Annotated in this window: 21 protein-coding genes and 1 riboswitch; of the genes, 10 read left to right on the top strand and 11 right to left on the bottom strand. The window is 50.5% G+C overall.

Annotated elements, in window-relative coordinates:
- Positions 1-18: 18 nt before the first annotated feature.
- The gene (locus K5L82_RS04750; RefSeq protein ID WP_223133373.1) at positions 19-948 is read right to left on the bottom strand and encodes a hypothetical protein; all 930 of its coding nucleotides are present in this window, start codon (positions 946-948) and stop codon (positions 19-21) included.
- 173 nt (positions 949-1121) lie between these two features.
- Between K5L82_RS04750 and K5L82_RS04745 the strand changes: the two genes are divergently transcribed.
- Positions 1122-1676 (top strand): YiiD C-terminal domain-containing protein, encoded by a 555-nt coding sequence (locus K5L82_RS04745; RefSeq protein ID WP_223133372.1) that lies wholly within the window; start codon positions 1122-1124, stop codon positions 1674-1676.
- On the opposite strand, the gene recQ is transcribed toward K5L82_RS04745, so the two are convergent.
- The gene (gene recQ, locus K5L82_RS04740; RefSeq protein WP_223133371.1) at positions 1667-3535 is read right to left on the bottom strand and encodes a DNA helicase RecQ; all 1869 of its coding nucleotides are present in this window, start codon (positions 3533-3535) and stop codon (positions 1667-1669) included. The genes K5L82_RS04745 and recQ overlap by 10 nt on opposite strands.
- A 160-nt stretch (positions 3536-3695) precedes the next feature.
- On the opposite strand from recQ, the gene K5L82_RS04735 reads away from it, so the two are divergent.
- On the top strand, positions 3696-4892 hold the full coding sequence (locus tag K5L82_RS04735; RefSeq protein WP_223133370.1) for a 1-acyl-sn-glycerol-3-phosphate acyltransferase: 1197 nt from the start codon (positions 3696-3698) through the stop codon (positions 4890-4892).
- A gap of 27 nt (positions 4893-4919) precedes the next feature.
- Here K5L82_RS04735 and K5L82_RS04730 read toward each other — a convergent pair whose 3' ends face one another.
- Positions 4920-6338 (bottom strand): TrkH family potassium uptake protein, encoded by a 1419-nt coding sequence (locus tag K5L82_RS04730; protein WP_133005513.1) that lies wholly within the window; start codon positions 6336-6338, stop codon positions 4920-4922.
- 241 nt (positions 6339-6579) lie between these two features.
- Here K5L82_RS04730 and K5L82_RS04725 point away from each other — a divergent pair, with 241 nt between their 5' ends.
- Positions 6580-7143 carry a porin family protein gene (locus tag K5L82_RS04725; protein WP_223133369.1) on the top strand — a complete coding sequence of 188 codons (564 nt, stop codon included), beginning with the start codon at positions 6580-6582 and terminating at the stop codon, positions 7141-7143.
- A gap of 55 nt (positions 7144-7198) precedes the next feature.
- Here the strand turns inward: K5L82_RS04725 and nhaD are convergent, their stop codons facing one another.
- The 6 genes from nhaD to K5L82_RS04695 all read right to left on the bottom strand — a co-directional run bounded on the left by nhaD (position 7199) and on the right by K5L82_RS04695 (position 14456).
- Complete coding sequence (gene nhaD, locus K5L82_RS04720) at positions 7199-8452, bottom strand: sodium:proton antiporter NhaD (protein WP_223133368.1); 1254 nt, start codon at positions 8450-8452, stop codon at positions 7199-7201.
- Between the two features lie 116 nt (positions 8453-8568).
- Positions 8569-9369 carry an ABC transporter ATP-binding protein gene (locus K5L82_RS04715; protein ID WP_223133367.1) on the bottom strand — a complete coding sequence of 267 codons (801 nt, stop codon included), beginning with the start codon at positions 9367-9369 and terminating at the stop codon, positions 8569-8571.
- Positions 9370-9375: 6 nt separating this feature from the next.
- The gene (locus K5L82_RS04710; RefSeq protein WP_223133366.1) at positions 9376-10419 is read right to left on the bottom strand and encodes a FecCD family ABC transporter permease; all 1044 of its coding nucleotides are present in this window, start codon (positions 10417-10419) and stop codon (positions 9376-9378) included.
- Positions 10420-10423: 4 nt separating this feature from the next.
- Entirely contained in the window at positions 10424-11374 is a 951-nt protein-coding gene (locus K5L82_RS04705; RefSeq protein WP_262492523.1) for a FecCD family ABC transporter permease, read from the bottom strand.
- A gap of 50 nt (positions 11375-11424) precedes the next feature.
- Positions 11425-12348 (bottom strand): ABC transporter substrate-binding protein, encoded by a 924-nt coding sequence (locus tag K5L82_RS04700; RefSeq protein WP_262492522.1) that lies wholly within the window; start codon positions 12346-12348, stop codon positions 11425-11427.
- On the bottom strand, positions 12348-14456 hold the full coding sequence (locus K5L82_RS04695) for a TonB-dependent receptor family protein (protein WP_223133364.1): 2109 nt from the start codon (positions 14454-14456) through the stop codon (positions 12348-12350). Before K5L82_RS04695 ends, K5L82_RS04700 begins: the two co-directional genes overlap by 1 nt.
- A 286-nt stretch (positions 14457-14742) precedes the next feature.
- Between K5L82_RS04695 and K5L82_RS04690 the strand changes: the two genes are divergently transcribed.
- Entirely contained in the window at positions 14743-15600 is an 858-nt protein-coding gene (locus tag K5L82_RS04690) for a DMT family transporter (protein WP_223133993.1), read from the top strand.
- Between the two features lie 13 nt (positions 15601-15613).
- On the opposite strand, the gene K5L82_RS04685 is transcribed toward K5L82_RS04690, so the two are convergent.
- Positions 15614-16171 carry a manganese efflux pump MntP family protein gene (locus tag K5L82_RS04685; protein ID WP_223133363.1) on the bottom strand — a complete coding sequence of 186 codons (558 nt, stop codon included), beginning with the start codon at positions 16169-16171 and terminating at the stop codon, positions 15614-15616.
- Positions 16172-16209: 38 nt separating this feature from the next.
- A riboswitch (yybP-ykoY riboswitch) is annotated at positions 16210-16348 on the bottom strand.
- A gap of 107 nt (positions 16349-16455) precedes the next feature.
- Entirely contained in the window at positions 16456-18951 is a 2496-nt protein-coding gene (locus K5L82_RS04680; protein WP_223133362.1) for a penicillin acylase family protein, read from the bottom strand.
- Positions 18952-19107: 156 nt separating this feature from the next.
- Here K5L82_RS04680 and K5L82_RS04675 point away from each other — a divergent pair, with 156 nt between their 5' ends.
- From K5L82_RS04675 to K5L82_RS04650, 6 genes are all read left to right on the top strand, one after another.
- Complete coding sequence (locus K5L82_RS04675; RefSeq protein ID WP_223133361.1) at positions 19108-20226, top strand: helix-turn-helix domain-containing protein; 1119 nt, start codon at positions 19108-19110, stop codon at positions 20224-20226.
- A 188-nt stretch (positions 20227-20414) separates the two neighbouring features.
- Complete coding sequence (locus tag K5L82_RS04670; protein WP_316933366.1) at positions 20415-20864, top strand: DUF1499 domain-containing protein; 450 nt, start codon at positions 20415-20417, stop codon at positions 20862-20864.
- 751 nt (positions 20865-21615) lie between these two features.
- Positions 21616-22593: a TRAP transporter substrate-binding protein gene (locus tag K5L82_RS04665; RefSeq protein ID WP_223133360.1), complete on the top strand. Its 978-nt coding sequence runs from the start codon at positions 21616-21618 to the stop codon at positions 22591-22593.
- A 70-nt stretch (positions 22594-22663) separates the two neighbouring features.
- Positions 22664-23191: a TRAP transporter small permease gene (locus tag K5L82_RS16795; protein ID WP_133005502.1), complete on the top strand. Its 528-nt coding sequence runs from the start codon at positions 22664-22666 to the stop codon at positions 23189-23191.
- Positions 23188-24486 (top strand): TRAP transporter large permease, encoded by a 1299-nt coding sequence (locus K5L82_RS04655; RefSeq protein WP_223133359.1) that lies wholly within the window; start codon positions 23188-23190, stop codon positions 24484-24486. The genes K5L82_RS16795 and K5L82_RS04655 overlap by 4 nt, the downstream gene beginning before the upstream one ends.
- A 53-nt stretch (positions 24487-24539) precedes the next feature.
- Complete coding sequence (locus tag K5L82_RS04650) at positions 24540-25310, top strand: IclR family transcriptional regulator C-terminal domain-containing protein (RefSeq protein WP_133005500.1); 771 nt, start codon at positions 24540-24542, stop codon at positions 25308-25310.
- Position 25311 lies beyond the last annotated feature (1 nt).

Below are 25311 nucleotides of genomic sequence, written 5' to 3'. Positions count from 1 at the left end.
GATGGCCCTATTGAATATTTACTGATCGTTGGCCAGGTAGTCAATCCGGCGTTTCAGATTGTCCAAGATTCGCCTTGCGACATACTCGGAATCATCTGTCAGGTGCGGGTTTTTTAACGCGATCACTGTCCGGCGATTCAGATTTAGGCTGGCGACGCTTTCACCGAAAGACTGCTTCAGGTAAACCGCAAAACTACCATCACGGATCGCACGTTCAAGCCCCAACTGTATTCGTTGGGCGATTTCGTGGTCATTCGGCGCTACGAACAAATAAGAAGGCATCGGATAAGCCAGTAAGAGGGTGGGCTCGATCACCAGTCCTTTTGCGTCTTCACGTTCCACTTCGAACATCACCTCACTGATACCCCGGGCAAAGCATTCGAAACGCCGGTTTCTCAACATACCGAACAGGATTTCGTAACGCGCGTGGGTGATTACGCTCACACCGTTTCTCTCCAGAATAGGTGTGTCTGGCCAGTGAACCCCTTGGCCAATGCGGATATTCCGTGAATAGAGATCTTCTATGTTGGTGATGCCGTGAAACTTTCTAAGGTTTTCGGGCAATACCAAGCAGACCCGAAAACCTAGGAGCCCGCCGTCCACGGGGATTGGAATGGCTGTTAGAGCGGCCTCTCGATCCGGTGATGTGCCCACGTTTGCGATATCGACAAGAGTAGAATCGTTGCCGGCGAGCTCTTTAAGGGCGCGCCCTTGGCTTAATTCCTCGCTCCGGATGAGATGAAAGTCTCCGTATTCCGGCGTTTTATTAAAGGCAAGCTCAACAAGGGTATGTATGGCAGGGTTATCGTAGTTGCGGTACCAAAGAATGTAATCTTTGGTAGATTCCGTAACCGGTGTCTCTGCGGCAAGCGGTAGACCCAGCATAGCGCAAAGTAAGCCCAGTAAACCTCTCGCCTTAACACCTTGTTTCCTTGTGAGTAATGCCACGCTCAAAGTCCTTCTTTTCGCAGGGAATACTGTCACTCGATTAGAGTGTTAGGTCACAGACTACCGTAAAACGGTTAAATTGCACGGAATGTACGTGATAATGCACGAAGTTTCTTGAACCCAAGCAACAGTATTGCAATCATTCCCGCCTGAATAATTAAAGGAGCCACACTATGGCCGTCATCGATAAGCTTATTGGCACTGCGGGGCAGTGGGTTGGACACACGAATGCAAACGCCACGTTGTTGCAGCCGCTGGAGTGGATTAAGAAAACCGGAAGTTATACCGCAATCAACCGCATTGTCGGCATGGCGATTCCGTTTACCACTCGCAACGGGTTTTCGGTGCAAGAAGTTCGTCCGGGCTACGTTCGTGCAAGGATAAAACTGAAGGGCAATAAAAATCATTTCGGCAGTCTGTACGCGGGCGCGTATTTTTTGGTTGCTGAGATTCCGGGAGGAATTTTGGCATTTTTTGACCTTGGCCCGGCCTACACCCCGATTCTGAAAAGCATGACCCTGGAATTCTTGCAGCCCGCTGACTCGGATGTAGAAGTGGAATTCAGTCTCCCGAATGAAACCGTTGCCGCGGTATTGGCGGAAGCCGATGCAACAGGTCGTGGGAAATTTACGCTAGAAGGCGTGCTAAGAGACAAAGACGGAAATCATGTGGCCACTTCTTACGCCCAGTACCGAGTGCGCAAGAAGGGCTTCAAGCCTCAGGCCTGAGGCATTTCGCGCAGCGTTTGCAGGAAAATGTCACCGTATTTTTCCAGCTTCGCTGCGCCCACGCCGCTGACTTCTGCCAGCTCATCCAACGACGTTGGCCGACGTTCCAACATGTCGAACAGGGTGGTGTCGTGGAAGATCACATAGGGCGGTACACCTTGCTTTTCCGCCAGCTCTTTTCGGCATGCTCGCAGGGCATCCCATCCAGCCTGGTCCGTGATTTGATCTTTAACATTGGCACCGCTGCGCTTGCTCGAATTATTGCCGGACGATTTCTTCACGACCGGATCTTTTCGTAGCTCGATTTTCTGTTTACCTTTTAATAATGGGCGACATATTTCTGTTAATTGGAGTGCGCCGTACCCTTCTGGATCCGCGCGCAGATAGCCGTTGGCGACCAATTGCCGGAATACCGATTTCCATTCGTTGGCTGATAATTCGGTACCGATGCCGAAGGTAGATATGGTTTGATGGCCAGCTTGAAGAATACGTTCGTTACTTGAGCCTCTCAGTACATCAATCAGATAAGTCACGCCGTAACGTTGGCCGGTGCGGAATACACAGGACAGCGCTTTCTGCACCGCTACGGTGCCATCCCAGGTTTCAGGTGGAGTTAGGCAGGTATCACAGTTCCCGCAAGGTTTTTCCAAGGTATCGCCAAAATAGCGAAGCAGTACCTGGCGACGACACTGAGTGACTTCGCAAAGCCCTAACATCGCATCCAGTTTCTGACGTTCAACCCGCTTGAATTGATCGTTGCCTTGGGAAGTTTCCAACATTTGGCGCAGTTTGATGACATCTTGCAAGCCATAAACCATCCAAGCGGTCGAAGGCTTCCCATCACGGCCTGCACGGCCGGTTTCTTGATAGTAGGCCTCTAGGCTTTTCGGTAAATCAAGGTGTGCCACGAAGCGCACATCGGGTTTGTCGATGCCCATACCAAAGGCAATGGTCGCGACAACAATCACACCATCTTCCCGGAGAAAACGCTCTTGATTTCGCGATCGCTCTTCGTTAGACAAACCAGCGTGATAGGGCAGTGCGGTATAGCCTTTTTCCGCCAACAGTTTGGCCGTGGCATCTACCTTATTCCGTGATAAACAATAAACAATACCGCAATCATCTTGATGTTCGACTTTTATAAAGTCCAATAACTGTTTGTTTGCATTAATTTTTGGTGTTATTCGGTATTGAATGTTCGGGCGGTCGAAACCGCTGACGAAGTGCCTCGCGCTGGTGAGCGAGAGGCGCTCCGCGATCTCTTTTCGCGTGCGCTCATCTGCTGTGGCTGTCAGAGCGATGCGAGGCACACCTGGGAACTCTTCTGCCAGCATGCTGAGCTGTAGGTAATCCGACCGAAAATCATGCCCCCATTGAGACACGCAATGAGCTTCGTCAATTGCGAACATCGAAAGCGATGCGCTGTGAAGCAGCTCAACAATGCGAGGTTGAATCAGGCGTTCTGGGGCGCAATAAAGCAGATCCAGTTCACCGGTCATCAAAGCGTACTCAGTGGCGCGAGCTTGCTCAAAGTCCATCGAGGAGTTCAGGAATGCCGCTTTCACGCCTAGTTCACGCAACGCGTTCACTTGATCCTGCATCAACGCAATCAATGGCGAAATCACGATGGCCGTTCCGGTTCGAACTAATGCTGGTACTTGGTAACAAAGCGATTTACCTCCGCCAGTGGGCATCAGTACCAGAGCATCGCCGCCTCTAATGACTTCTCGAACGATGTCACCCTGTAGCGGGCGAAAACTTTCATAGCCAAAAACCTCATGGAGTACCTGTTCCGGACTTTTATCAGAAACCGATGGGCGCTCTTTGGCTAATTGCTCGAAGTCATGATCCTGGTACATGATGGGCGCTGGCCTTTGGGGAGGGTAAATTTCAGGCTGAGAATCATACCAGATATAGATGCCCAAGGCGTTTAGGTGGAGGAAAACCGGTAATAGACCGGTTACAATATCGCACCGTTAAAACCTCCAATTAACATCCGCGAACAACAACAGGGCCCGCATGCAGGAATTTGACTCAATTCGCCCCTATTCGGACGAAGAAACTGCTCCCACTATCCAGCGTCTGCTTAATGATTCTGAATTCCTAAACATGATCGGCCGCTTTAGGTCACCACGATTGGCGGCCTGGGTACCAGCCCCATTACGCTTTTTTATACGCCGTTGGTTGTTGAGTCACTTTGGCGGTATCAATACGATTGATGACCTTCAAATGAGTTTGTCGGGTTACGTGGATGATCTGGTTGGGAACACTACCTCAAAGGTCACTCATAGTGGTCTTGAGAACCTCAGTAAGACCGATGCACACCTGTTTATCTCGAACCATCGAGATATCGTGTGCGATCCGATGATTGTTAACCACCTGTTGTTTCATAACGGGTTTCAGACAACCCGGATTGCCATCGGTGACAACCTGCTGTCTAACCGTGTGTTTGCCGAAATGATGAAGCTTAACAAGAGCTTTCTGGTGCGTCGAAATATCACCAGCCCACGGGAAATGCGCGATGCGTATCTGACGCTTTCCGGGTTTATTAACCATAGTATCGATACCAATCACAGTGTGTGGATCGCTCAACGCGAGGGCCGTGCGAAGAACGGAATCGATGCGACCGACCCGGCTATTATCAAAATGTTTTACATGAACAAGAAAAAGTCGGGGTTAGATTTTGGGGAGGCGCTTAGCCGTTTGCATATCGTTCCGGTGTCTATCTCTTATGAATACGACCCGTGTGATGTCGATAAAGCCCGAGAATTGGAAATTCGTGAGCGTACCGGGGAATACCAGAAGGCGGACGGTGAAGATTCCGCGCAAATCATGAAAGGGCTGACAGGGCCGAAAGGGCATGTTCACGTACACTTTGGGGCCCCGATATCCCAGGCGCCGGACACGCCGAAAGAATTGGCCGCGCACATTGATCATGAGATGCACGCCAACTATCACCTGCACGCATCGAACCTGGCCGCGTATGAAATGCGCAACCTACAAGTTGAAACCCCTGAAACGACAAACAGCTTAGGTATCGATGCCATTGCAGCAGGCACGTATTCGAACAAAGAGAGAGAAGAAGCCAAAGCTGAAATCAGCAAGCGCTTAGACGAGTGTGATGAGGCCGGTCGGAAGTACTTACTCGATATGTATGCCAATCCGGTTATGAACGCCTTAGCGGCGCGCAGGTTGGCTGACGGTACCGAGTCCTGATCGGTCCGGGTTTCAGGCGTGGCGCTTTCAGCCGCGCCAGAACCCCGGAGATAGCACGATCACGACGCTTAGAATTTCCAGACGCCCCATCAGCATACCTACCGAAAGAATCCATTTTGCCGCTTCTGGCAGCGGACCGAACGTACCCGCAGGACCGATGATATCGCCAAGCCCCGGTCCGACGTTTGTCAAAGAAGTTAACGCACCGGACAACGATGTGATGAAGTCTAGCTGTAACGAGGCCAGCAATACGGTGATCAGCAGCAAACACAACAAAAACATAAACGTGTAGGCAATCATTGATGAGATAATTTCATCGCTGACCGCCCGGCCGTTATAGTTTCGGGTAAAGACCGCACGAGGATGTAGAAGTCGCATCAACTGCTCACGCAGAACAATGAGAGACAGCTGGAAGCGGAATATCTTCATGCCGCCCGCCGTTGAACCCGAACACCCGCCGACGAACATCAAAAAGAAAAACACCACAAATGCCAACGGCCCCCATGCGGAATAGTCTTCCGATGCGTATCCGGATGTACTGATGACCGACGTTACGTTGAAGAGCACGGAAATGTAATTATGAAGCGGGTCGAAATGCACCGGTGATACCCACCAGCGGTAAAGTGTTAACAATGCTGGAACGGTGAACAGGATAGTCAGAAACAGCCGGACCTGTTGGTCCCGGAACAGGGCGAAGTGCTGGCCGTGCATCTCTCGTACAAATAAGAAGAACGGCAAGCTGCCGAGAATCATGAAAAATGTAGCTTCCGCCAGTATCAAGTCGTTGAACTTGCCCATCGAGAAGTCAGACGTAGAAAAACCACCGGTGGCGATGCTGGTCAGGCCGTGGTTGAAAGCATCAAACAGTGACATGCCAGAAACCCAGTAGGTCAGTACCGCAACGGTTGTCAGCGTTGCGTACACAATCAACAGGCCGCGGCTCAGGGTTTTCATGCGGGGCAGAGCTTTATCTGTCCACTCGGACGATTCAGTGGCAAACAAGCGCATGCCACCCACACGAAGGAACGGGAGTACGGCAACGAACATGCCGATGATGCCAATGCCACCAAGCCACTGAAGAATTGATCGCCAAAGCAACAGGTCTTTATCGAAATCGTCGAGCCCCGTTAATACGGTTGCGCCCGTTGTGGTGATGCCAGATGTGCCTTCGAATATGGCATCGGCAAGCGATAACCCATTGTCGCTTAGGTAAAAGGGGAGTGATGACAGCGCCGAGATAATGAACCAACTAGAGACCGTTAACACGAACATGTAACGGGGTTTCAGGTCCCGTGACTTGCGGCGGGTGCTGAGCACGCCGATTACGCCGAGAAGAAAAACCAGGGCGGCAGATTCCGCGAAGGCAACCGCATTGGGCGCACCGCCGGGCGTAAAAGACAGCAAAGCGACCGGTAATGTCATGAATACACTAAGAAGTATAAACATGATGCTGACGATTAAAATGACAGGACTAAGGTTTCTCAAGAGGCGCCCAAAACAGCTAACAGTGAGATGCGGAAGGATACCCCCCGTTCCATGCAACCGCAAGGAAACAGGGCGTTCAGGAAGCATTAACGGGAAATTAAAAGACATTAAAGTTGGGTTTCACCTATGGCCATATCGACGTTGATCGTCCAGATTAAGTGGAGAAGCAACAACAACTCTGTTCATGCTGAGGAGAACTCTGATGACTATTAGAAAAAACGTGCTGATTGCATCCATTGCAACCGCTGGTTTCGCGTTGACTGGTACAGCATCGGCTGCAGACATGTACAAGTCTGGAGTTGGGGCTCTCTATGCAGGTCTAAATTATACTTTTGTGAACCTGGACTTTGATGGGGAAGACGCAGACGTAGGCACGCTATCCGGCAAAGTTGGGGTAATGGCTAACGAATACATTGGCTTTGAGGCACGCGCGGGCTTTGGAGTGAATGATGACAATATCAACTTGGCGCCAGGTATAAACGGCGATGTAGAGGTGAATAATTTCTTCGGTGGCTACGCGACCTTTAACATGGTCAACGAAAGCCCCGTCACGCCATATGCTGTCATCGGTTTTACGCGAACTGAGGTTGAAGTTGATACAGCCTTTGGTTCGGAATCGGACGACGACTCTGATTTTTCATATGGCGCAGGTATTAACTTTGAAATGGCCCAGAACGTGTCAGGTAACCTCGAGTACATGCGTTACTACGATGACGACGACGTCACCGTAGATGGCATTGGCTTGGGCGTGCAGTTTAATTTCTGATCCGACCCATCTAAGCTCAAATGCCCGTATGGCCTCGACCTACGGGCATTTTTTGTTACGCCAATATAAAACGCCCCAGAAACAATACGCCTGCATACCCCATCGAATAAGCGAGCAGTAGATGTACGGCATAACGCATATACGAACCAAAGGTTAGACCGTCGATTTTGCTCATAGCGACAATACCTGCTGCAGAGCCGATCACCAGCAGCGACCCACCTACACCAACCGCATAAGTTAGCCCCATCCACTCAGCCGGACTCATGTCGATTCCTGCTTTCAACAACGCAGCGGTTAACGGCACGTTATCGATCACCGCTGAAAAAATACCCATCAGATAGTTGGCGTATATCGGGGGCAATACGTCGTATATGGCAACCAATGAGTCCAGAGCATGTATTTCCTTGAGCATACCTACCAGCAACAAAATGCCGAGGAAGAACAGTAAGGTTTCGAATTCAATGACGCGGATGTATTCGAGGATAGGGTCCAGATCGTTATCATCGCTCATGAAGCGGGATACCAGGAACATGATCGAAAGACCGAACAAAAAGGTGAGCACCGGCGGCACACTGAACAGAGCGTTTCCTGTAATTGTCCCGATAATGGTAACCAGAAAGAGCCCCGCGATAACCGCATCTACTGTTCGAACTTCAGTGGTGTTTCCTTTCAGTTCTACTGTTCCATCCAGGCCACGGGATAGCAGCAACGCCAGTATGAACACAGTAACAGAGGCTGGAATCGCAAGCGTAAGCAGCGTCAGAATCTCAACTTTCTTCGCTAAGAAGATCATTAGCGTTGTGACATCGCCAGTGATCAGAGAAACCCCGCCTGAGTTAACAGCAAAAACAACTAAAACAACGAATTGCAAGCGCTTCTTAAGCTCAAGATTTAAAGACAAGATCAGGGAGCAAGACACCAGTGTGGCGGTGATATTGTCGGCCAAAGAGGAAAACAGAAAGCAGAACAGGCCGGTCAGAAACAGTAAGCGCCGCTCCGTAACGTGTCGGGGCATGATCAGGTAAATCATGTTCTCGATCATGCCTTTTTTGTTCAGATAGGCAACAAACGTCATGGCCGCAACCAGAAACAGCCATAACCCAGCAATTTCAGCGATGCTTTCTGCCAACCCCGCGTTAATCGCGGTCGTTTCATTAGCGCCTGAACTAAACAAAAACAGCAACATCCAGCTCAATGTTCCGAAGAACAGCGTCGTTTTTGCTTTATTAACGTGAATGACTTCTTCGAAGATAACGCCAAGCAGCGCCAATATGGCAAGGGAGATGAGAGTGATATCAAAAACGGTCATAAGGCAAGGGCGCCTGATACTCAGTTGATCGAAAGGTGGCCTAAGACAGCCGAAATTGGCGGAATTTTATACCTTTGATGGTGAGCAGGCTATTACCTGAAAGTGCCGAATATGACTTATGTTATCGCGGTTTCTGGGGCATTGAGAGCGGCGGCATAACCTGAACAAAATGGCCGCCCGTTCGCTTCAGAGGTTACTTTCGTTTCGACCCTGAAAACCCGCTGTATCAGCGATTCGGTTATAACCTCGTTTGGGCTACCCATGGTTTGCAACTCGCCTTTTGCCATAACCGCGATCTGATCGGCAAATTGCGCGGCCTGATTCAAGTCGTGCAACGACATAACAACAGTTAGGCTTTGCTCACGGTTCAGCTTGGCTAACAGCTCTAACACCTCCAGCTGATAACCCCAGTCCAGAAACGTGGTGGGTTCATCCAACAACAAAACACCGGTTTCCTGTGCTAAAGCCATGGCGATCCATACCCGTTGCTGCTGACCGCCAGACAGAGCTTCCACCGGTCGATCAGCCAGTTCGGCTACACCGGTCATCGTCATCGACTCATGGGCGATTCGATTATCCTCAGCCTGATTCTTTTGCCACCATTTGCGATGGGGAAAGCGCCCCAGAGCCACTAGATCTTTTACCAGAATGCCATCTGGAACGATTGGTTTTTGCGGCAACATGGCGAGGCGTAGTGCCAATCGTCGGCGGTCCCATTCGTTGATCGGCTGGCCATCCAGTAAAACTCGTCCCGAACGCGCAGGCAATAAACCAGCGAAGCTTTTGAGTAACGTACTTTTGCCCGACCCATTGGGGCCTAGTAGACAGGTAATCGCACCTTCAGGAATTGTCAGCGAAACATTATTTACAACCGGAGTTGCGCCATAAGCTAAGGAGAGGTTTTCAGTTTGTATCATGGTGCCTCAAGATTGCCGTGCTAACAGATAAAGAAAGAAGGGCACGCCCAAGATAGCGGACACTACGCCAACGGGTACTTCATAGGGTGCAAACAAGGTTCGGCCGAGCACATCAGCTCCTACCGTCAGCAAAGCACCGAGCACCACGCATAACCACAGTTGCGCGGAAAGACTGGGGCCGCCCAGTTTACGGCTAATGTGCGGAATCAACAGACCAATGAACCCAACGGGGCCCGCAACGCCAACGGCACTGGCAGCCAGCAAGGTGGCAATCAGCAGAGCAAACGCTCGCCACCGGTTAAGCGGCAGTCCGAGTGTTTGAACGTGTTGATCGTCGAGTTGCATCACTTTCAAAGGGCCTATGAGTAATCCGACGCCTGCCAGCCCAATGATCGTCCATGGTAACAGTGAGCCAAGGTGATTCCATTTTGCGCCATACAGAGAACCAGCCAGCCATTGCGCCACTAATTCGGTATGAGCATGGCCCCAGAAGGCCAACGTGCCGGTGGTTAATGCGTGCAGCATGCCAGCGATGACAGCGCCGGTCAGAGTCATCTTCAAAGGGGATAAGCGGCCGTTGCTCAGACCTAGAAAATACACCGCCACGGCAGCGGTTAATCCACCGGCCATTGCGAAAAATGGCAGGTAGTCCAGCGCGGGAGAAGCACTACTGTATGGATTATCGCCGGAAAACAGCCAGTCTCCGATGATGAACGCAATCACAGCCGCCAGGCTGGCACCGGCAGAGATGCCTAGGATACCGGGTTCGGCTAATGGGTTTCGGCTGAGTAGCTGCAACAGCCATCCAGACAGCGCGAAGTGGATGCCAATCAATAAACCCACCAACGTTCTAGGCAACCGTATCTCTAAAACGACCCGATGAACGTGTTCGGTGCTTTCACCTGCGAACACGGCCCATATCTGCTCCCACGAAAGATCGACAGCTCCTGACTGAACACCGATCACCACCGCTAAAATCAGACCCATCCCGCCCAATATAAGGCCTGAAACGAGGCGATTGGAGAATTGCAGTGCCGTTTCGGTCGCCATCGCTCTATGCGCTCCGGACTGATGTTTTAATATTAAGAAGGTAGATTAACCATGGCGCGCCAATCAGCGCTGTCAACATTCCTACCGGCAATTCTTGGGGGAAAGCCAGCTGTCGAGCGAGTATGTCGGCGGTCAACAAAAGCAGGGCGCCAAGGAGTGCTGATAAAGGCAGCCAGTGTTTGATCTTGCTTCCGATCAATCGCTTGGCAATGTGCGGCGCGACCAATCCGATAAACACGATCGGGCCGGTGAACGCAACAAGCGCGGCGGCGATCAGAAGTGCCAGCAACAAAAAAATAAGCCGCCAGCGCCCAACAGCCAAACCCATCGCAAGTGCGAGGTCGTCGTCGAGCTGAAGTAATTTAAATGGGCAGCGCATGACCAGAAGTGCGGCTATCGGGAACACAAGCCAAGGCAGCACTAATTCGAGCTGAACCCAACCGCGGCCCATCAAGCTACCGGCCAGCCAATAATATAACTCCGCAGCTTCAGCGCCTGATACCAGCAACAAGCCTGTGGTGACGGCAGTCGCCAGGGAAGTAACAGCAATGCCCGCGAGTACAACTCGCTCGGGCTGAAGCTGGCGCCTGCCCGCAATCACGAAAGTCAGCGCGCCACCAAGAAAACCCCCGGCCAGTGCCATCAAGGGTAGCCAGAAAGCACCCGGATTGGCCAGCGTTCGAAGGGAAACCACCGCCAATGCTGCAGATGCAATCACGCCTGTCAGGCCTGGAGACGCGAGCGGGTTTCGAGTAACTCCTTGCATGACGGCACCGGCCACACCAAGCGCGGCTCCACCGAGCATACCGAGAAGGTTTCGCGGGAGCCGCAGTTCCATCACACTGACGTTGGTCAGTAGATCTCCGCCACCGTTCAATACAGTCCATAAAGAGGATAGCGACACCCATCGGGAACCGGCCATTAAGCCCAGCAGAAACAATACGAACAGCGCCAAAATCGCTGTTCCATATACCCTATGTATAGGCACGCTGGTGTGATCAACCATTAGTTATCGGAACTGCTTGTAGGGTCAGGGAGCAGCAACCGCTCGATGTCATCAAGGATTCGCCGGCGAGCGATAGGCCCCGCACCTTCTTTCCAGTAGTGCGGTACTTCAAAAACCCGGTCATTCCGCACAGCTGCCAAGTATGGCCAAACCGGGTTCATCGTAAAGGCCCGCTGCCTGCTTGTCGGAAGCATTAGGATGACGTCAGGGTTCAGCTCCAGTAACGCTTCCAAGCTGATCCGGTATCCAAGTGGAATGCCCTTTTCGGGATTTTCCAATGCGCCGCCAACGTTATTGAAACCGAGGTTTTTCAGCAACGCGGTCGCTAAAAAATGGTCATAATAAATAAAGGGGGTTTCGCTGCCACTGGTCAGCAAGGCAACAGTTTCAACGGGACTCCCTTTGCTGGCAGCAGCGAGCTCTTTAATCCGATCCAGAAATTCCGCATTCAACTCGATGGCTTTTTCGTGGGCGCCCAGTGCTCGCCCCGTCAACTCTACAGCGCGGAGGCTGTCTTCTAAGGATATGAGGTTCAGAGCGAGCAGGGGAGCGATGGATTCTATATGGGCTCCGTCTTTCTCGGTATAACGCCGAATGGCAATCACAAGATCGGGCGAGAGCTTTGACAGAATCTCCAGATTTGGCTGATGCCGTGGTCCCAACGTTGGGACCCCTTCCAACTGATGGGCCAAATACTCAGGCACACCTTGAAGGCCATAATCTGTCACCGCGACAGGCACGACTCCAAGTGCCAAAGACACATCGGCCCCGAACGTTGAGATCGCGGCCGGTTGGTGCGCCGCTGCCGATAACCTCAGGGTAGCCCCGCGATCATCGGTCAGCTCTATGCTCTGATTCCTTGCCCAGCCAGCCGGTACAACCAACGTACAGATCAATACTATAGCCAAATTCCGGATAATCATCAGAAATCAAGCTGGGCTTCAAGGACAAGGCTGCGGCCAGGCTGCGGTACACGGCCAACCGGGCTGACGTCTACCCCGCGGAAGTAATAATCTTCATCCAGCAGGTTGTTGACCGCTAGACCGAGGTTCAGCACGTTGCCGCTGCCCACTGCGAAATCTCGACCAACACGTGCATTAACCAGATGGTAGTGCGGTAGCTTTCCGGCGCTTCCGTTGTCGGTTTCCTGCTCGGTATTGTCTGCATCGCTGTAGCTTGAGCTAACGTACACCCAGTTCACGCGGGCATCCCACGCTTGATAGCGGTAGACGGCATCAGCACTGACTTTGTGGCGAGGCGCGTTAGGTAACTCATTACCCTCGTTGTCGCCGGTCAGTTGTTCAGTATCCAGGAAGGTATAACCAAACCCTAGTTCCCAGGCATTGCTGAGGTACAAGCGATTCGATAGCTCGATCCCTTGATGGCGAGTTTCACCAAGATTTTCGTAACGGCTAGTGGATCGATTGAATTGAATCTGATCTTCGTAATCAATTCGGAAGAGCGTCGCTGACGATAGCAGGTCCGGCGTTACCTGAAGGCGAGCGCCCAGCTCGTGGTTCCAGGCGATTTCATTAGCGACTTCACCCTCACGAGTGGTTTGCGCAATCTGAACGGGTACAAGTGAACGCTGACTGTTGGCGAATACGAAGAGGTCTTCATATGCTTGCAGACCAACCGTTAGTCCGGGTAACCATTCTTCAGCGTTATTTTCTTCTTTCTGGTTGCTCAGATTGTCCCGGAAGTCCATGGCAACATCTTCGTACCGCAGTCCCGGTGTAACGGTCAGGCGATTATCAAGAAATGACACCGTGTCGCTCAAGTAAAACGCCATAGCGCTCGTATCCAGATGCCAATCGCGGGCGACATTGCGTTCGTTGGTAGCCAGGGTCAGGCGGTTTACATCAAACTCAACATCTTCGCTGACGAATCGCGCTCCAACGGTGATATCGTGTCGGCCGTGCTTGATTGCCAGTCTGGGCTCGGTGCTGTAAACCGTGAACAGTCGAGGTGAGTCGGCAACCAGCGTGGATTCTTCGGCAGGATCTGCCCAATGGCCACCACTACTGAAGTTCTGGCCAAAGAAAAACGTGCGATCGGCATCGTGCACGAAATTGCGCCACTGAAATTCAATGTTATCGGATGGTGTGTAAGTCCAGGTAAAAGTTGCACGTGTCATGTCTGCATCATAGCTATCGTGCGGGCGCTGGCTTTGAGTGCGATCTTGTTCGTATGCGTCAGCCGAAAGTGCGCCAGGCAGGTCGGCTTCGACCCGGTAATACTGGAGCTGGGAAGCAAGTTCGTGCTGGTCATTCAGGTAATAGCGAGCATCCAGTATCAGGTTGTCTACCTGAGTATCGGAGTGGTCGCGGAACCCGTCACCGCGCTGAATGTTGGCCTGTAGCTGCAAATCGAGGTTATCTGTTGCTCTTCCTCCGATACGGTAATAAGTGTCGGTGAACACATTTCCGGTCTCCTCGGCGATCGTGATGCGCTCGCGCAATGTTTGCGTGGTTTCTGCTGGAATGGGCTTGGTCACCATGTTGACCACTCCGCCCACGTTATTCGGGCCGTAATGCACTGAGGCACCGCCCCGCACGATGTCTACCACCTCAAGACTGGGAAGCGTGACGGGAAAGAGTGAAACACCCACGTTGCTGTACGGACCAATGGCGATAGGGTAACCATCAACCAACAGCTGCAAACGCTCACTTCTTAGCGGGTTCAAGCCTCGAACGCCAATATTCGGCAAAATACCCGTGCCGGTTTCGTCCAGTACCGTTACGCCCGCCACCGGACGAAGCGCATCTTCCAGGTTCAGAGCACCAGAGTTTTGCAGTTGGTCCTTCTCTACAACAGTTCGCGCCCCGGTGTAGATTTTTTCAGATTCTTTGGTTGGAGCCCCTAACCAGTCCGCAGTTACGGTTAAACCCGGGAGCAGGGTAGTGCCGTTCTCTTTGTCTTGGGCCATTGCCGGCATTGCACCGCCTGCCAAAAAGGTCACGGGTAGTAGTGAAATCGCAACAGCCAGTGGGTGGCGGTTAAGCGGCTTTTTAGCTTCGCGTTTTGACATGGGGGTTCCAGCAGCTCAAAGATAGGAGATGCGCATTATACTGAGAAGCGTTCTCATTACAAATCGTAGAAGAAAAGATATTGAGCCATCTAACGATCGTCAGTACCCAGTAGCGTTTTTTGCGGATACACTCCAGCCACTGGCAGACAATGACATAAGTAAGCTGCACCGCCAGATTCTCTGGAAAACCTAACTCGCTCTGATCAGGAGACTCGGATTGACCACTGTTGCCAGCCGTTCAGGCAATAAACGACATAAAGGTACTGGCCGTTTCACGGTTGGGTGGATGCCGGCAATTTTCGTGTGGTTGTGGAGTACCGGCTTCATTGGTGCAAAGTATGGGCTGCCATACGCAGAACCTTTCACACTGCTGCTATATCGAATGCTCTCAACTCTGGTCGTATTGGGCGTCATTGCATGGTGGCTGAAGTCCGAATGGCCAACCTTGGACGGTGTGGCTCATACCGCGATCACCGGTTTGCTCGTGCATGGACTCTATCTGGGCGGCGTGTTTTATGCGATTGAGGATGGCATGCCTGCGGGCGTGGTTTCCATTATTGTCGGCCTGCAACCATTGGCTACTGCGGCGGTTGCCGTTGTGGTTCTGAGGGAAGCTATCACCATTCGTCAGTGGTCAGGCTTGGTGCTGGGACTGATCGGCGTCAGTTTAGTTATTCTGGAGAAAATGGGGGATACGAGCCAGGCTACAGGCTTTCCCGTCTGGGCATTGCTTTGGGCTTTGATCGCGCTTGGTGGTATTTCGTTCGGCACAGTGTATCAAAAGCGATATTGCCAGAATGTTGACCTAGTGCCTGGCGCGTTTATTCAGTATTGCGCGGCTTCGGTTCTGTTTGCCCTCGGAGCTTTCGCGTTGGAATCACGCGAGGTGTCTTGGAACATGCAGCTAATACTGGCAACAGGTTGGTTGGTGCTTGGCCTATCGGTGGGCGCTATTCTACTACTGATGCAATTGATTCGTCGTGGCGCTGCGTCCAACGTTGCTAGCTTGTTTTATCTCGTGCCTCCGGTTACCGCCCTGCAGGCCTATATTCTTTTCGACGAGCGACTGGGTGTGCTCGCACTATGTGGCGGCCTGCTATCGGTTTTGGGGGTGGCGTTGGTAATCATTAAAAGAGACAGGTAGCCACGTCAACGTTCTATAAATTCGTTGCCAGTATCCACGTACCCACGCCCACAAGCGTGAGGCCGCCAAAGACTTCAGCCCGATGGCCGAGTAGGGAACCGATCCTCCTTCCCAGTAGCACGCCCATGGTTACCATGAGAGTGGTCGCTGCACCTATCAAGCCGGCCGCAATCCAGATGTTGACGTTGATGAACGCCAGGCCGATACCCACAGCCAAGGCATCAATACTGGTTCCGATTGCGGTCAGACACACTTTCAATGGAGAGTGACGTATGGCTTTTTCGACGTCTTTAGAACCCGGCTTCAGGCCTTCAAAAATCATGTGCGCGCCTAAACCCAAGAGCAAGAAAAACGCAATCCAATGAGCCCAAGCATCAACGTAACTGGAAGCTGTTCGACCAAGCAGCCAACCGATAAGCGGTGTCAGAGCTTCAATGCTTCCGAAAATGAGCCCCATACGCAGGGCATCAAAGAATCGCGGATTTCTGAGGGTCGCTCCTTTACCAATCGCAGCGGCAAAGGCATCGGTGGACATGGCAAATGCGAGTAACAGAAGGGCTACTGGGTTCATAACTTCACTCCGGCCGGGCTTATTGAGTCCACGATATCGCCACACGCCCGACCACAGGCATGGGTATATCGATGGTCTCGCCAACCGAAGTGGTGTTCGCACCATGGCATGTGGCCAAGTATGTTGATACGAACTCTTCCAAGGAATGGAAGCAGGCTACTCCCCAAAGAGAACGGTACTTTAGCAACGAGTTATTCCGATCACAACCGAGATTGGACGGATTACCCCAATGCACTCGAGGTCACACTAAGCGGCCCCTTTAAACAGGGCCGCTAACGCGTAAATTATTCTCGTAGCTCAACGGATTCCACGACCGCCGCTGCGATGTCTTCATCTTTAAAAAGAATCGGTCGCCACTCCAGGTCGCTGTATAGCTGTGTCTGGTCTTTGAAGTTCTCGCCTTCGGGGTCGTGATTCTGGCTATAGCTTAGAAACATATCAGCCTTAGGACCCTCATCCGTATATTGAAGCGCCATTACAAAGCTTGATCCATAGTTGATCCTGTAAGCCAATTCATCCTGACCATCCGCATCTTCGTCCAGTGCGAACAGTAGGCTATCCTCAGTTGGCTGACCCGTCACGGTGTTCGCCAGGTCTGCCGTACTTCGAGAACTGGCCTTGGTTTCGGCCATGTTGAATACGCCTTCAAACGAATAACCACCGGAGACAGGAATAGGCTGCTCGCCTTCAGCTTTTAGGACATACTGCAACGAACCCAAAGAGGCAGTCAGTGAAAGACCATTGTCCTCCAATCTTACGGCTGCCGCAGCAAGGGCCTGAAGTACCGGATCATTGGTCGCGTCACTAGGGTCGATCGACACCAGACCGGATGGTGTTGTTGCCGGCGACTCTGGATCAAAGCCGGTAGCAAACAAGTTATCGTCCAGAGCCCTATGGCCAGACACACGAAACGCTGCGAGGAATTCCCGCATTAGGTGTGCACCTTCGCTATTCGTATTGTATCGGCCATCCCAGTTAATCAAGGCCTGACAGGCCGCGGTAAGATCAAATGCTGCACCCTGGTAGTTAACCGTCGGGTAGTTGGTGCAACGCTGGGTCAAAGCGTACTTCCATTCATTACCAAACAGCGAGCCATTGTGTGTCATCACGCTCTTGAGCTCCTCCAAAGAGAAACGGCCGTCCGAACCAGCGAGACCGGAACTGCTGGAGTCATCGATCAGCTTAGCGTTGAAACGAGTGCGTGTGCTGCGAATGGTCTGTTCCGGCCCGTAAAGAATACTGAAGCCTTCCAGTGGTTGCTCTAAATTTGAGAGCCAGTGGCTGCTGTTGGCGTTGAAAACATAGTCCTCGCGGGTCTGTTTCGGCGCGTTGGCAAATGGAATTAATCCGGGGGTCAGAGTTTCACCGGTATCGACCCATTCATAAATGGAACTGTTTCCTGGCAGTAGGACGCTTCCAGCGCCATCCTGCCAAACAGGTGCCAATTGCGGGGACTGCGATGCAGACCGCCAGTATTGCTCGGCCTGTGGAGTGAGGTTGGGCACCAGTGTGCCGTCAACATAATTGGCGGTGCCTTCCTCGTCGATCATCAGAGTGTTCACCCAAGGAATGCCCTGATTCTCTTCAAACGCCTCAAAGAATGCTATACGACTGTCAGCCTTGCCCATTGCAATCCACTGATCCAGCATCCGGGTATTACCTAAGTTGGCGTCCCGGAAGGCGACTGCAGAGTTCGTAGTCCAACCCAAAGCTGGCGACAAAGACGCCAGATTCACGACAGGGCCATGGTGGCTGAAATAAACTTCCTGACTGTAATCAGTAAGACTACCGTCTGGCTGTTTCACCGCTATTGCCACCGTTTTGGTCGTCATATCACGGTAGTTACCATCATATTTATAACGGGTTGCATCAGCGGGATCGAGTTCCAGTTGATATAGGGTAAATCGCTTGGATTGGGAAACGGTGTGGGTCCATCCCAGGTTGGTATTAAAACCAATTACCACTGCTGGCAAGCCAATCATCGTGACACCAGTGACATCCAGCTCGCCCGGAATGGTCAGGTGGTTTTGGTAAAATCGAAGTTCGCCATCCCAAGGGAAATGCGGGTTGCCCAATAGCATACTGTTGGCACCGTCTGCTTTCTCATTCCCCAGAGCCCAGCCATTGCTACCGATACCTTCGGACGTAAACACTTTGGCAGGGTCGAGCTGCACATTGAATGCGGTCGCCTTGGAAGAGGGCGGCCGCGCTGCGGCGATTGCCTCGAGAAAATTTCGGGCACTGGCCAGCCCGGCAAGATCCAATTGGTAGGCGAGCAAATCCTGGGCCGTAATTGGCTCGACCCAGTTCGCACCGCGGCAGGGTGAGGGATAATCGCTGGGGCCCTGACGTTCCGATAGAGAGCGATTGAAACCTGCAGCGTACCCCTTCAAAAGTTTACTGGACGTAGGGGACAGTTCTTTGAATAATTCAGCGGCCTGAGCCGGATAATCAAGGGCCTTGTAGCCAACGTCCGTCAGTAAGTTCCTGTTCTGCTCGCCAGGCCCAAAGTAGCGGCTCTTCTGGGATTTCAATTTGACCAACTGTTCAGACAGCGTGCAGAGATTGTTTCTAGCATGATCATAACCAATGCCATAGCCTAGAGAACCATAGTCACTGGCGGTAACATGGGGTACGCCATACTCGGTATAGCGAATATCAGCTTGGTAGCGTTGAGCTTGATCCGATGGTGAAGAGCTTGCGTTATCCGACCCATCGCTGCAGCCTGATAAAATAACCGTACCAAGGACGAGAAGGGCGGTACATGAGCGAGTTTGCATAAAGAGTCCTCATTATTTTTGTGTTTCTGCGAGGGCTATTTAATAGCATCCGGCAAGCTAGGTCGTTCGCATCGATAGATCCGAAAAAACTATTATTATTTCTTACAAAACAAAAAGATGAAAGTTCGAATCGATCCATTCGAACGTGGAGAAGAGATGAATTACTGGACAGGCACCGTCGCACTAATATGCCTTTGCATCGGGGTTATTTTATTTTTTGCCAGTTTGACATGGTTTGTAAACAGGCAGCACGACCGGCTACCAATAGCATATCTGCTCGCGCTGGTGACCCTGGTTGTCCTACAGTCCCAGGAATTCATATACCAGGCCAGTGATTTGATGGAACGGTTTCCGTTCTTTCTCAAGCTGTTCGATCCGCTTATCGTGATGATCCCTTTCTGTATCTACGGCTACATCCGAGCCATTCAGGGCGACAACGCATTGCATCATGCAAGGGACTGGTGGCTGCACGCTGCCCCGATGATCCTGGTGGCGGTTCTTGCAATACCGTTCTGGAGCATGCCGGGGGAGGTCAAGGTCTACTGGATGTTTCAGGGGAGGGTTGCCGAGTCTCTCTGGGAACCAATCACGCTCTATGGCAATTCCTATCTGGCCGTTGTCGGTGCTGCCAGTCTCTTTTATTGGTGGCTACAACGAAAAAAAGGTGTCAACACCCGCAAGGCGGCCATACGTGAATGGGTGAAACATCTTCAGCTCATTCAGTTGATTATCTTTGCCAGTATGACCATCAGAATCATCGTCTACTTCCTTTTTGATGAAAGCTTTTCAGTGGCTTTTGTGTTGGCGCCAACCACGGCTTATCTTACTTACCTACTGCTAACACATGCACACCCGCCCACCTACATAAAGCGGGCGGTTCCTGTTTCATTGTCATCAAAGGAATCAACCGAGCACAATAATCCTATGCCGGTTGAGGGGACAGACGTAACTCTTTTCAAAGAGTTTGGACACGCTATGGAAGAGGGGCTCTTCAGAGAAAATACACTGACCCTTCGAACGATTGCCGAGACCTGTGGCACCACGACTCATCAGGCATCGGCTGCCATCAATCTCTGCACTGGATCGAATTTCTATGATTGGGTCAATGGATATCGTATCGAAGCGGCTTGCAAAGCCTTAAACGAGACACCTCAGAGCGTTTCTGAGATCTGTTACGAAGTAGGTTTCAACTCGAAATCAACATTCAACACAGCGTTTCGCAAACAATTGGGCTGCACACCAACCGAGTATCGCAAAAAACATGGGCCACGATGAAGGTCGGCCCGAGATCATACGCGAGCGGTTCAGCGAAACAGTCATGCGTAACCCTACACCTTATTTAACATAATATACATTATGCGCAGTTGTGGATTGTGAGGAACGCTATACTTTCGAAAACCAGAGGTGGAGAATCTTCGCCTTATTCTGGCCAACCCACACTTCTATAAAGAGCTCCTAACAACGTGCGCCACTTTATTATTCTCTTAATCGTGTTTCTGACCGGATGTGCCTCTACCGAAAACGTACCGCCAACGGGCACCGATTTCGTGCTGGATGAATGCCCGCCGTTTTGGAACTGCGTCTCTACGTCGTCCACCACAAATTATCACACCATCGAACCGATTCAATTAACAAAGCCATTGAGCGAATCCGTTTGGGCAGCCATCAAAGCCGAAGCTCTAGAGTTGCCAGGAGCTTCATTGAACGAGGCTCGATACGGATATGTGAATATCACCTGCTACAGTGATGGGCTTGGTTTCCCGGATTATCTCGAGCTGTTGATTGATACCGACATGCAGCAGTTGAACATTCGATCACAGTCGCGCCTCGGGTTTTCCGATATGGGTGTGAACCGGCTCAGGGTTGAGCGGTTGAGAAGCCAGCTTATTGAGCGTGGTATTGCGGTCGATTAACAAAAAATTTGGTGCTTGCGATCACAAGCGCAGGCACCCGCAGTCAACATTACTCGCTATGAAAGACTGAGCTAAAAGCCCTTCGGACGGGCGCATTTCGGATGTCCAATATTTAGGTGTATTGGACATTGTAGGTAAGGATCCAGATTGAGCAATGCTACGGTTCGAATCAAAAATTAACTCAACCAACGCGGCTCTCTGCCTATTCTTTCCACCAAAAAATCGATAAATACCCAGACCTTAGCACTTAACACATTGGACGCTGGATACACGCCAGCGCCGCCCTCTCCTGCGCCAGAATTTCTTTGGCAAACGGCAGAAACTCAGCATGAACACGCCCTGGTTTGGTGGGGTAATTTTACTGAGCACCCTGCTCCCGACTCGGATCTCTTCAACACTGGATAACCGCGAACCGACTACGGCCTGAAACCGATAGCCGGCACATCGGCGCCCCACAACGTTTTGTGCGATTATCGCCCGTTCGTGCGATACTTGACACAAAACTTTTAGGTGAGCTAACCTGAAATTGTTAGGTGTCGAAGTAGAAGAAACAGGAAACAACAAAACGTTTGGCCTGATTAAACCAACCAAATTTCTAAGCTGTTGTGAATACGTTGGTTTATATGCTCCAAAATACGGGCGATATACCGTCTCCGGAAGGCGGGATGCTCAAACAAAAACTGGTTAACTATTGAAAGATGTGTTGCATGAAGTATTTCAGCACGTTTTCTTTAGCTCAACGGAGAACAAAATGTTTAAAACAATAATGATTGCAGCTTGTTTTGGCATAACTGCTTTATCCGCACAATCTGCCGTTGCGGCAGAAACCACATTGACCCTCGCGCATAACTTGAGCAAGGATCACGTTCTAGCGAAAACTTTCGCGCAATTTGCTTCCGATGTGGATGAGCTATCTAACAGTAAGATGGAGATAAAGATATACCCTAGCGGTCAGATGGGAGAAACCAATGCTGTTATGGCAATGATGCAGCAAGGTGCCATTGATATGACGAAAGGGTTCTACGCTGAGTTACAGGCTTACGATCCATCATATTTCATCTTCAGCGTGCCATATCTTTTTGAAAATGATGAGCACCTTGCAAAAGTACTAGAAGGTGAAGTAGCAGAGAAAATCAATGAAGCTTCTCGCAAGAAAGGCTTTTTTAACCTTGCGGGCTACCCATCCGGAACTCGTAACTTCGCGACAAACAAGCCAATTCATACGCCAGCTGATCTTGAAGGCATGAAAATTCGAACGTTTTCGACACCAACAACTAACCGCACGCTCGAACTCATGGGCGCCTCACCTGCGCCTATCCCATTTGGCGAAACGTATACCGCTGTTCAGCAAGGTGTGATTGATGGGATGGCAAACAACGTAACTACTTGGGTTTCATCCCGTCAATTCGAAGTAGCAACAATCTTCTCGGAATCCAAGCATTCGGTGGTGGTCGACTTTTTGACTATTTCTAATAAAAGCTGGGATCGACTGACATCGGAAGAACAGGAAATTTTGCAGAAAGCTGCAGAACAATCCATTTCTTATGAAAAAGAACTTTATCAACAGGACCTGAAAAAAGCTCGGGAAACCGTGTTGGCGGCTGGTGGTAAGTTCATCCAAATTGACACCGCGCCCTTTAAGGCTGCTGTTCAGCCCCTCATCGACGAGCTGATGGCTGACCCAGAGAAAGCCGAACTCATTGAAATTGTGCGAGCCGCTGCGAAATAAAAACAAATAGACATTGTTTTATGAATAGTCCCGAAGCTTTATTGCCTCGGGACTCATATAAAGGCGAGATATGTTAAATCACATTTTCAGAATACGCCAACATTTGACGCAGCTACTATCAATAATTGGCGCTTCTATAATGACGGTGTTAGTCCTGTGCGTCAGCTGGCAAGTGATAAGCCGGTATTTGCTTTCTCAGCCTAGCACGTTAACAGATGAGTTATCCCGTTTTTTGCTTATATGGTTAGTGCTCATCGGGGCAGCCATTTGCAGTTCATCGCGACGCCATATTGCCATTGACTTGTTGCAAAGTATTCTTAAAGGAAGATCAAGACGTTATGTAGACATCTATATCCAACTGATGGTAGGTGCTTTCTCTTTCGTCATTATGGTTATCGGCGGACTCCGTATGGTCGAAACAAGTATGGGCGAAACTTCTCCTGCGTTGCAGATATCAATGAGTTACGTCTACGCTTCCCTACCGGTTTCAGGTTCCTTGATCTGTTTATTCTGCATAGTAAATTTGATTGAGTCTTTATTCAGTCTGTCATCAGATACTGGGAGTGAAGCTCCTTCTATAGACGAGGTTCGCAAATGAATGCTGCCCTAGTCCTTCTTGTCTCGTTCTTTTTCCTGGTTTTCACTGGTGTTCCAATTGCTTTTGCTTTAGGTATTTCCGCCTTTATAGCGGGATGTTTCATTCTTCCGCCGGAAATAATACTGACGATCATCAGCCAACGGATGGTGTCGGGGCTAGACCAATTCTCTTTATTGGCGATTCCATTTTTTATTCTTGCTGGCGTGTTAATGAATCACGGTGGAATAGCACGGCGGTTAATTGCCTTGGCGTTGGTTCTTGTTGGGCGAACACCGGGATCGCTGGGGCATGTCAATGTACTCGCCAATATGATGTTTGGTTCCATTTCAGGCTCCGCGACAGCCGCGGCAGCCGCCGTAGGTAGCGCGATGTCCCCCATGCAACGTAAGGCTGGTTTTCCAGACACTTATTCAGCTGCTGTTAATATTTCCTCATGCGTAACAGGGTTATTGATCCCACCCTCTAACGTCATGATTATTTATGCGGTAACAGCTGGGAATATATCCATAGCCGCACTTTTCGCAGCAGGCTATTTACCGGGTTTCCTAATGGGTTTTGCGCTCATGGTGACAGGGTATTTTCTGTCGAAGCGTGCGGGGTACGCAGTAGGCGAACGATCGACAATTAGAGAGAAATTAAAAGCCTTTGTCACAGCACTACCCAGTCTTGCACTGATAATAATCGTAATAGGAGGAATTTTGGCTGGAGTATTCACTGCGACTGAAGCCTCCGCAGTTGCCGTTCTCTATGCTTTCTTCCTTTCAGTATTTGTTTATCGGGAGATTTCCCTGAAAGACATTTACAAAGTTATAGTCGAGTCGGTAACCACAACGGCACTGGTGCTCATTCTGGTCTCTTTGTCCATTGCAATGTCATGGGTCATGACCCGCGCCGATATCCCTCAAATGATTACTGAGGCTCTGCTGGCGATCTCTGAAAACCCCCTAATACTGCTTTTGATCATAAACCTGATTTTGATCGCAGTGGGTATTTTCATGGACATGACGCCGGCAATTTTAATCTTTACTCCAATTTTCCTGCCAGTGGCCACCAGCCTCGGAATGGACCCACTGCATTTTGGAATCATGATGATTTTCAATCTCTGTATCGGGTTGTTCACTCCGCCGGTGGGAATTGCGCTGTTCATAGGTTGTTCGGTGGCGGGCGTAAGTATTCATTCGGTTATACGACCACTGTTTCCTTTTTTTGTAGCAATGGTTGCAGCTCTGGTGCTAATCACGTCTTTCCCCCAACTGAGCTTGGCGCTGCCCCAGTTCTTAGGGCTTTATAAGTAACGGCGTGTTATAGAACAATAAAATTATAATTTAAACGGTTACGGTGATTATTAATGGACGAAAAATCGATGTCCCTGACTTTGCTTAAAGGCATGTCTTTAATTGATCTATTTTCTTCTGAAAAAGAAGGGCTAACCCCAACCTTGGTTGAAAAGTCCACAGGCATTAGCAGGGCTGCAGCTAGAAGGTTTCTCCTGACCTTTAAAAGCTTAGGTTACCTGGACCAAATCGATGATAAGTTTTTTCTGACTGCCAAATGGTTAGAGATATCAGGCAAGTATCTAAATCAAAATCCTATTCTGGATGTCTTGTCTAAAGAGATCGTAAATTTATCTCAGGAAATAGACCTTCCGGTCTCTATCGTAACGCTACAAGGAGGAAACGTGATGTTCCTCTGCAGGTCTCCGTTACGAAGGGTTTATGCAAGTAAGCTTGCTATTGGTGACCTGATTCCTGCTCACGCCTCGGCAGGAGGCAAGTTGATTCTAGCCAACGAAGCAGATGAAAACATTGAAAGCTGGATAGCAGAACACGGCCTAAAGAAGATAACAGAAAACACCATTGTCAACTCTGACACCTTCTCTCAGGAGTGCAAGAAAATAAGAGATCGCGGCTACGCCACCTCTTATGGTGAGTTGGAAATCGGCATGATTTCATTTTCGCTTCCCATATTTATAGAGAACCACACAAAAATGGCCGTTGTTATTTCCTCGAAAGCGCATGGAGATATGAGAGAAATCGATGACGAGCTGATCTCATATGTTGAGAAGAAGGTCTCTGAAATTAAAGAAATATACACAAACTATCTGCATCACGGAGGGTGAG

This window comes from Marinobacter sp. AL4B (assembly GCF_019916045.1).
Taxonomy (GTDB): domain Bacteria; phylum Pseudomonadota; class Gammaproteobacteria; order Pseudomonadales; family Oleiphilaceae; genus Marinobacter.
This window is presented reverse-complemented; position numbering and strand designations above follow the sequence as displayed.